Source organism: Kitasatospora sp. NPDC093806 (assembly GCF_040683335.1).
In the GTDB taxonomy this organism is placed as follows: Bacteria; Actinomycetota; Actinomycetes; order Streptomycetales; family Streptomycetaceae; genus Kitasatospora.
The window spans coordinates 1-7601 of sequence record NZ_JBFBDO010000187.1; the positions used below are offsets into that span (position 1 = coordinate 1).

Sequence of the window (7601 nt, forward strand, 5' to 3'; positions counted from 1 at the left end):
GCTGATGTACCTCTTCTTCATCCACGCCTACGGCACGAGCCAGCTGGCCGGCGGACTGCCGGTGAAGACCTACTTCATGGTGTCGATGGCCACCTACGGCGCGGCGGCGTGCCCGGGGAAGGGCGCGGGCGCGGCCGGCTGCGGGGCGAGGCCGGCCAGCGGCGCCACCGGGCCGGTGGTGATCACCGGCGGGACCGGCCCGTACGGCCGGCCGTACGGCTGCTGCCCGGGCGCCCCGGCCGGGACGGCCTGCCCCGGTGCGGCGGCCTGCGCGGCCGGTACCGGCTGGGTGGCCTGGGCGGCTTGGGCGGTCTGCGGCGCCGGGTACGCGTACTCGTACCCCGAGGCCTCGTACCCGGGCACCTGCTGCCCGGACACCTGCGGTCCGGACATCTGCGGTCCGGGCGCCTGGTACCCGCCGACGGCCGCCGGCACGCCCACCGGGACCGCCGAACCGGCTCCCCCGGCCACCCCGACCGGCCCGGCCGCGGCGAGCTGCGCCGGCGGCGCGGCGGCCTGGGCGGCCGGTGCCAGCCGCTGCCGCCGCCGACGGACGGTCAGCTGGATCTCGTCCGCCGCCGACCGCGCGGTCCGCATCAGCTCCGAGCGGATGAACCGCCGGTCGGTGACGTCCCCGCCGTCCGACAGCACCCGGGCGGTGCGCTGCGCGTGCGGCAGCAGCCCGAGCACCGGCAGCCCGAACTCCCGGGACACCTCCGCCCCCGAGTACGGCCCCTCGGCGACCAGCAGCAGCCCGAGCGCGTCCGCGCCGGTGCCGGCCGCGCCGAGGTCCTCGGCGAGCGCGGCCAGCCGGGGCCGGGCGGCGCTCAGCCCGCGCAGGGTGGTGCGCACGGTGGCGGCCACCACGTCGGCGCGGCGGGCCAGTACCGCGCTGATCCCGGTGGCGCCGGAGCGGCCGAGGTCGAGGATGACGTCGTAGCCCTGCGGTTCCAGCCCGTGCAGCACCTCCATCAGCGGCTCCCAGGTGTAGGCGAGGCCGGGTGCCTGGGTGGGGTCGGTGAGGCCGGGCAGCAGGAGGCGCTCGGCGGTGCCGTCCGGCGAGAGGTCGATCAGCTGCTCCCAGAGGGCCTGGCCGAGCAGCCCGCGCCGGTCGGCGATGGCGAGGTTGCGCAGTCCGTAGACCGCCTCGACCCGGCCCTCCAGGGCGCCGGCCAGGACGGCGCCGCCGTCCGGGTCGCATTCGACGAGCAGGATCCGGCGGCCGGGCTGCAACGGCCAGGCCAGCAGCAGCGCCAGCGCCGTCGTGGTCGCGCCGGGTGCCCCCGGGCCGCCGACCACCGCGATGACCGCCATGTCAGGCCCCACCCGTCCCGGCCGGCGCGGGCGTCCCCGGGCGTCCGGCGGCGGGCGTTCCCGCCGCCGGGGCTCCCGCCGTCGGAGCACCGGGAGTGGGAGTGCCGGGAGTCGGAGCGCCGGGAGTCGGTGCCCCCGCGGCCGGTGCTCCGGGGGCCGGGGCTCCGGCGGCGGGCGCGGCGTCGGCGGTGCGCGGGGCCACCACCACCTGGATCCGTCCGCTGGCGACCCAGGCGGCCAGCCGCCCGGCGTCCGCCGCGCCGACGACGGCGTCGAACACCAGGCTGCCGTCGGACTCCACCCGGCCGACCGTGTAGACGGTGGCGGCGAGCGACTCGGTCTTCGCGCCGTCCGCGGTGTACACCACGATCACCGGCATGCCCGGCAGCAGCCGGGTGGCCGGCAGCTGGGTGCGCTTGGCCGAGACGCCGACCAGCAGCTGGGTCGGGCCCAGCACCAGTGACTGCGCCAGGTCGGCCTTGGTGAGCAGCCCGCCGCGGTGCAGGTCGGTGGTGGCCCGCATGCCGATAGCCTTGGACCGGTCGGCGGCGTCCAGCGGCTTGAGCGCCGGGTCCCCGGCGATCCGGACGACGACCAGGTCCTCCTCGGTCAGCGTCGTCCCCCACGACACGTCACGGGCGAGCGCCAGCACCGAGACCCGCTGGCCGGTGCTGTTGTAGAGCACGGCCCCGCCCAGTCCGCCGGCGGCTATCAGGGCCACCGCCATCGCCAGCACGGCGGGGCGCCGGCGCCGCGCGCCGAGCGTCCGCCCCGGGGTGCGCGGCACCCCGCGTCCCTGCTCCGGCCCGGCCGCGGGGGCGGCCGCGGGGGTCGCGGTCGCCGTGGCGGACGTACCGGACCCGGGCGTGGCAAATGTACGGTTCTCCACCGGGTTTCGGCCTTCCTCGCGTCGTTCGTCGGATGCTGTGCGTCGTGCCGTGGTCGTCCGGGCCGCCCGGGGGCGCGCCCCGGACGGCCCGGAACGGCTAGGGGCGGCCGGCCTGGAGCGGCTGGTTGAGGACCTGCACCTCGGCCACCTTGAACGCGATGTCCGCCGTCAGCGGCACCTCGATCGGATCGATCCTGGTGCCGTCGGACACCGTGACGTCACCGATCCACTGGGCCCGGACCGTGCCGTGGAACAGCCCGTCCTTCCGGCTGCCCGAGCCGGTCGTGAACACGTGTCCGCAGGTGGGCGAGGGCTTGTCGGCGTACGCGGGGTCGTACGGGGTGCCGGCCGCGGCCGCGCCCGAGCAGGTCACCGTCGTCCCGTCGCCGAAGGTCCACTTCACCCACGCCAGCCTCGGCGTGACGGTCACCGTGAGGGTGTTGCCGCGGGCCTGACCGGCCGTCGGCACCGCCGCGTCCTGCAGCCAGAGCCAGACCGGCGCGCCCACCACGGAGGCGTCCTTGGGCGCGAGGCCCGGCTTGACCGGCGGGAAGGTGATCTTCGCCCGGGCGTCCCTGGCGAGTTGGGCCGGGTTGTCCGGCGGCGGCCCGGCCGGCGGCTGGGCGAAGAACTCCGCCGGGGCCGCGCCCAGGTTGCCGTCGGCCTGGACGCAGGTCGCGTTGTAGACGGCGCCCTCCGAGGGCTTGTGGCCCTGCCAGCGCGGGTCGCCCTCGGCCGGCGGCGGACTGATCGCCCGGAAGTAGCAGCCGCGCGCGGCGCTGAACCAGCCCAGCTCGGGGTCGCTGCAGGCGAAGTTCTGGCCGTTGTAGGTGCAGACCTGCGGCCCGTTGGAGCTCCCGCCGGTGCCGCCGCCCGTCCCGCCGCCGCCCGTGGGCGGCTTGGTGGCGGTCTCGTGCGTCTCGGCGCAGATCGCCGTCACCTCGCAGCGGGTGGCGCCCCCGGTGGGGGTCGGTTCCGCCGCCGCGGGCACGGTCAGGGCCGGGGATAACAACAATCCGGCGAACAGTGGTGCGCCGATCACCGATCGCCGTACCGGTTTCAGCATGTGCGTCCCACCTCCCGCTTGAACTCGTGGATCAGCCAACGCGTTTGGAACTGTCGTAGCGAAACGGTCGCGACGTACCGGGTGGACCGGTCCGGCGGGTCCTTCACCGCGCGGGTGACCGCGTCCGCCTGGTGCCACCCCGACACGTCGAGGCAGTCCTCGATCACGGCGGTCCGCGGATCCGCGGTCAGGTCGACGGCCTTCACCACCGGCGAATTCCGCGGTCCGCCGATCATCACCAGTTTGGCCTCGTGGAGTTGCTTGAGATTGACCAGGGCCTCGGTCAACGCCTTCCCGGAGGAGTACGTCTCCAGTCCGGAACCGTCCGAATCCGTCCGCCCGTAGGCCTCGGCCTGGGCCTGCCACCAGTCCTGATAGGTGCTCAGAGCCTCGGTGGCGGCCGCCCCTTCGGGCCCTTCGGTCGGCGCGATCCCGACGTTTGCGGATCCACCCGAAGGTGTTACCGGAGTCACCGCCGCAACCGTCGGCGCATTGGTCCCCAGACGATCGGTGGAACCACCGCCGCCACCGCTCGCGCATCCGCTCAGCAGTAACGCCAGAACCAGCCCACCGACCCCAACCGCCCCAGGGCGCAACACATTTCCGCGCTGCCGCATCGCCCCACCTCGTCGCAGCCGGCCCCGTCCGTGGTCCGTGGCCGCCAAAAGAATTCCGCAGTCCCGCTGGTGTTGCCCCGCGGGCATCGATTCTTCGCCAAACCGAGCCTTCACGGCAACACCTCGGGCCCCCTGACCTTACGCGGAAGGCGGATCCGTCGGGGCACTTTCCCGCCACAGAAGGGCCAACAGTTCTTCGGAAAGCGACAATCCGGCCAATGCGCCCCGAACGGCGGCCCGATTGCGCATCAAAAGGCGCCCGCCCTCCGGCGGTACGAGCAGGCGCACACCCGGCGCGTCGGGCTGGTTCGCGGGCGCACCGGAGCCCGCGCCGGGTGGCGTCCCGCCGTCGAGCAGCGCGCCGACGGCGGGTTGCAGGTCGAGCGGTCCGACCGCGGCGGGCGCGCCCGCGATCCCCTGCCGCAGCACGGTGGTGAGGGACTGGCTGAAGGATCCGGGGCCGCCCGGCAGGACGGTGTCCCGGCCGCGTCTGCCGGGGGTGTAGCGGCCGGGCGCGTGGCGGCCGATCCGGCCCCAGAGCGGGACCCGCGAGTAGTTCAGCAGCTCGCCCAGGCCGTCCTCGCCGCCGCCGCGCTCCAGCGCCGCCCAGGTGTCCTTGTCGACGACCGCGTCGACCAGCAGCAGCGCCTCCTCCTGGTCGCCGTGCACCATCGCGCTGACCACCCAGTCCCAGGCCAGCCCGCGCCGGTAGGCGTTGTCGGCGGTGGAGCCGCCGGTCACCAGGGCCAGCCGGCGGCCGCGCGGGTCGGCCACCAACTGGCCCACCAGGCAGACCAGCAGCCAGCGGCCCGGCCGGGCGGCCGCCTCGCGCACCGCGGTGAGCATGGTGTTGGCGTCCGCGCCCGGGTCGACCACGGCGACCCGGCTGCCGGCCGTGCCGGTGTCGAAGCACATCCCGGGCAGCACCTCGGCCAGCGCCCGGGCGCCCTCGGCCGCCTGCGCCGTACCGCCGAACGCGCGGTCCGGCCCGCCGTCCGCCCCGATCACCACCAGATCGATCCCACTGGTCACCCGCACCGCCCCCTCCTGCCCGGCCCCGGCCTCCCGGGACCGCCGAACCGTTCCGCCGTACGCTCCGCCGTCCGGGCACCCCGCGCGCCGGACGACACACCCGCCGCGCACCGGCGCCCACCCGCCGGGCAGGCTACCGTCCCGCGCGCCCGCGCCCGGGGTCCTACGCCCCGCCGCCGGGGGCTGCTCGACCCTGCCGCTCCGGGACCATGGGCCCTGTCGACCCGCGCGCCACCGGGGGACGATCGGACCCATGGACCGTGACGACCAGCTGGAGGACCTCGGCGAGGCCGCGTGCCTGCGGCTGCTCAGCACCGTGCCCGTCGGACGCGTGGTGTACACCGAGCACGCGCTGCCGGCCGTGCTGCCGGTCGCCTTCGACGTCACCCCGGACGGGCGCCTGCTGCTGGCCGTGCGCCGGGGCGGTGCCACCACGCGCGGGCTGGACGGCACGGTCGTCGCCTTCCAGGCCGACCAGCTGGACCCGGTCACCCGGACCGGCTGGAGCGTGCTGGTGCACGGCCGGGCCGAGGTGGTGCGCGAGCCGGATCAGGTCCGCCGGGCGCTCCGCTCCGGACTGCGGCCCTGGGTCGGCGATCCGGACCCGATGTTCGTCTCGCTGCTGCCCGAGCTGATCAGCGGCCGCCGGCTGCTCCCGGCCGGGTGCTCGGTGCAGCGCTCCTGAGCCCCGGCTTCCCGTCCCGCGTTCCCGACGGGCCGGTCCCCCGACGAATCGGGCCCTGACGGATCGGGCCCTGACAGGTGACCGGCGAGTAGGCATACTCTGCGGAGTTCGCACCACCCCCGCTTTCCCCTCAGGAGCGCCCCGTGACGATCTTCGCCTCCCTCGCCGAGCTGACCGCCGCCGTCGGCACCGAACTGGGCACCAGCCAGTGGCACACGATCGACCAGGCGCGGATCGACCTGTTCGCCGACGCCACCGACGACCACCAGTGGATCCACGTCGACCCGGAGCGGGCGAAGGAGAGCCGGTTCGGCTCGACCATCGCGCACGGCTACCTCACGCTGTCGATGATCCCGGTGCTGGCCAAGGAGTGCTACGGCGTCGAGGGCGTCCGGATGGCGCTCAACTACGGCTCGGAGAAGGTCCGCTTCCCGGCGCCGGTGCCGGTCGGCACGGCGATCCGGGCGACGGCCGAGCTGGTCTCCGCGACCGAGGTGCCCGGCGGCGTGCAGGTGGTGGTCCGGTTCACCATCACCAGCGCGGACAGCGCCAAGCCGCACTGCGTCGCCGAGACGATCACCCGTTTCTTCGCCTGACGCCCGGGTAACCCCCTGGTCGGCGGGACGGCGCGGGGCAGGCCGGGCGGCGCAGGGTACGCCGAACGGCGCGCGCCGGGCCGCTCGCCGAGTCCGGCGGGCCGACCGCGAGTAACCTCCGACGAGATGGTTGTCGTACCGAACGGGTGCCCGCGCCGGCGGTGCGCACCCCGACCCGCCCGGTATCCGTTGCCGTCCCTGGAGGTGCCGTGCCCCGCCCAGCCGCCCCGTGGTACACCCGCGTCCTCGGCCTGTCCCCGACCCTCGTCGCTCCGCCCGGCCTGGCCGGACTCCCCCGGGCGGCCTGGCACAAGGTCCGGACCGACGCCTTCGGCGCCGAGCCGCGCGGCGAGCGGCTGGCCCGGATCCACCGCTCACCGCAGTTCTCCGACGGCGCCTTCCGCAACCCCGTCCCCACCCGCCGGCTGGTCTACGAGCGCAGCCCGCTGGAGATCACCCGCGCCCAGCTGACCGGCGACCGCACCCGCCGGGCGCCGGCCGCCGCCGTGCCGCTGCACCGGCTGCTCCCGGCCGAGCTGGCCGAGCCGCCCGCCTCCGGACTGCGGCTCACCTGGCTCGGCCACGCCACGGTGCTCGCCGAGATCGGCGGCCGCCGGGTGCTGTTCGACCCGGTCTGGGGCGAGCGCTGTTCCCCGTTCGGCTGGACCGGCCCCAAGCGGCTGCACCCGGTGCCGCTGCCGCTGGCCGAACTCGGCCCGGTGGACGTGGTCGTCGTCTCCCACGACCACTACGACCACCTCGACATGGCGACGATCCGGGCGCTGATCGGCACCGGCGCGACCTTCGCCGTCCCGCTCGGGGTCGGCGCGCACCTGGAGCACTGGGGGGTGCCGGCCGGGCGGATCGTCGAGCTGGACTGGTGGGAGTCGGCCGAGGTGGCGGGCCTCACCCTGACCGCCACGCCCGCCCGGCACTACTGCAGCCGCGGCCCGCGCACCAGCCCGCTGTTCCTCTGGGCGTCCTGGGTGGTGGCCGGCGGCGGCCGCACCGTCTTCCACAGCGGGGACACCGGCTACTTCCCCGGCTTCGCCGAGGTCGGCCGCCGGCTCGGCCCGTTCGACGCGACGATGATGCAGGTCGGCGCGTACAGCGACTTCTGGCCCGAGGTGCACATGACGCCCGAGGAGGGCGTCCGGGCCCACCTCGACCTGGGCGGGGAGCTGCTGCTGCCGATCCACTGGTGCACCTTCAACCTGGCCCCGCACCCCTGGGAGGAGCCCGCCGAGCGGGTGGTCGCGGCCGCGCAGGCGCTGGACGCCCGGGTGGCGGTGCCGCGCCCCGGCAAGCCCTTCGAGCCGGCCGACCCGCCCGCGCTGCGGCTCTGGTGGCGGGCGGTCGCCGCGCTGCCGCAGGACGGCGCGGCGCCGGTGGGGCCGGACGG

General features: G+C 75.9%; 8 protein-coding genes. 3 read left to right on the forward strand and 5 right to left on the reverse strand.

Annotated elements, in window-relative coordinates:
- Positions 1 to 93: 93 nt before the first annotated feature.
- From AB0N76_RS38440 to AB0N76_RS38460, 5 genes are all read right to left on the reverse strand, one after another.
- Positions 94 to 1314, reverse strand: coding sequence for a hypothetical protein (locus tag AB0N76_RS38440; RefSeq protein WP_363565496.1), 1221 nt, complete (start codon positions 1312 to 1314; stop codon positions 94 to 96).
- Between the two features lies 1 nt (position 1315).
- Entirely contained in the window at positions 1316 to 2101 is a 786-nt protein-coding gene (locus AB0N76_RS38445; RefSeq protein ID WP_363565497.1) for an SAF domain-containing protein, read from the reverse strand.
- A 199-nt stretch (positions 2102 to 2300) separates the two neighbouring features.
- Positions 2301 to 3269, reverse strand: a complete 969-nt coding sequence (locus AB0N76_RS38450) for a hypothetical protein (RefSeq protein ID WP_363565498.1) — start codon at positions 3267 to 3269, stop codon at positions 2301 to 2303.
- The gene (locus tag AB0N76_RS38455) at positions 3263 to 3886 is read right to left on the reverse strand and encodes a hypothetical protein (RefSeq protein WP_363565499.1); all 624 of its coding nucleotides are present in this window, start codon (positions 3884 to 3886) and stop codon (positions 3263 to 3265) included. Before AB0N76_RS38455 ends, AB0N76_RS38450 begins: the two co-directional genes overlap by 7 nt.
- A gap of 138 nt (positions 3887 to 4024) precedes the next feature.
- On the reverse strand, positions 4025 to 4924 hold the full coding sequence (locus AB0N76_RS38460) for a hypothetical protein (RefSeq protein WP_363565500.1): 900 nt from the start codon (positions 4922 to 4924) through the stop codon (positions 4025 to 4027).
- A 247-nt stretch (positions 4925 to 5171) separates the two neighbouring features.
- Between AB0N76_RS38460 and AB0N76_RS38465 the strand changes: the two genes are divergently transcribed.
- The 3 genes from AB0N76_RS38465 to AB0N76_RS38475 form a co-directional block, all read left to right on the forward strand.
- Positions 5172 to 5603: a pyridoxamine 5'-phosphate oxidase family protein gene (locus AB0N76_RS38465; RefSeq protein ID WP_363565501.1), complete on the forward strand. Its 432-nt coding sequence runs from the start codon at positions 5172 to 5174 to the stop codon at positions 5601 to 5603.
- Between the two features lie 143 nt (positions 5604 to 5746).
- The gene (locus AB0N76_RS38470) at positions 5747 to 6199 is read left to right on the forward strand and encodes a MaoC family dehydratase (protein ID WP_363565502.1); all 453 of its coding nucleotides are present in this window, start codon (positions 5747 to 5749) and stop codon (positions 6197 to 6199) included.
- A gap of 281 nt (positions 6200 to 6480) precedes the next feature.
- On the forward strand, positions 6481 to 7601 hold a 1121-nt coding region (locus AB0N76_RS38475), incomplete at its 3' end, for an MBL fold metallo-hydrolase (RefSeq protein ID WP_363565503.1).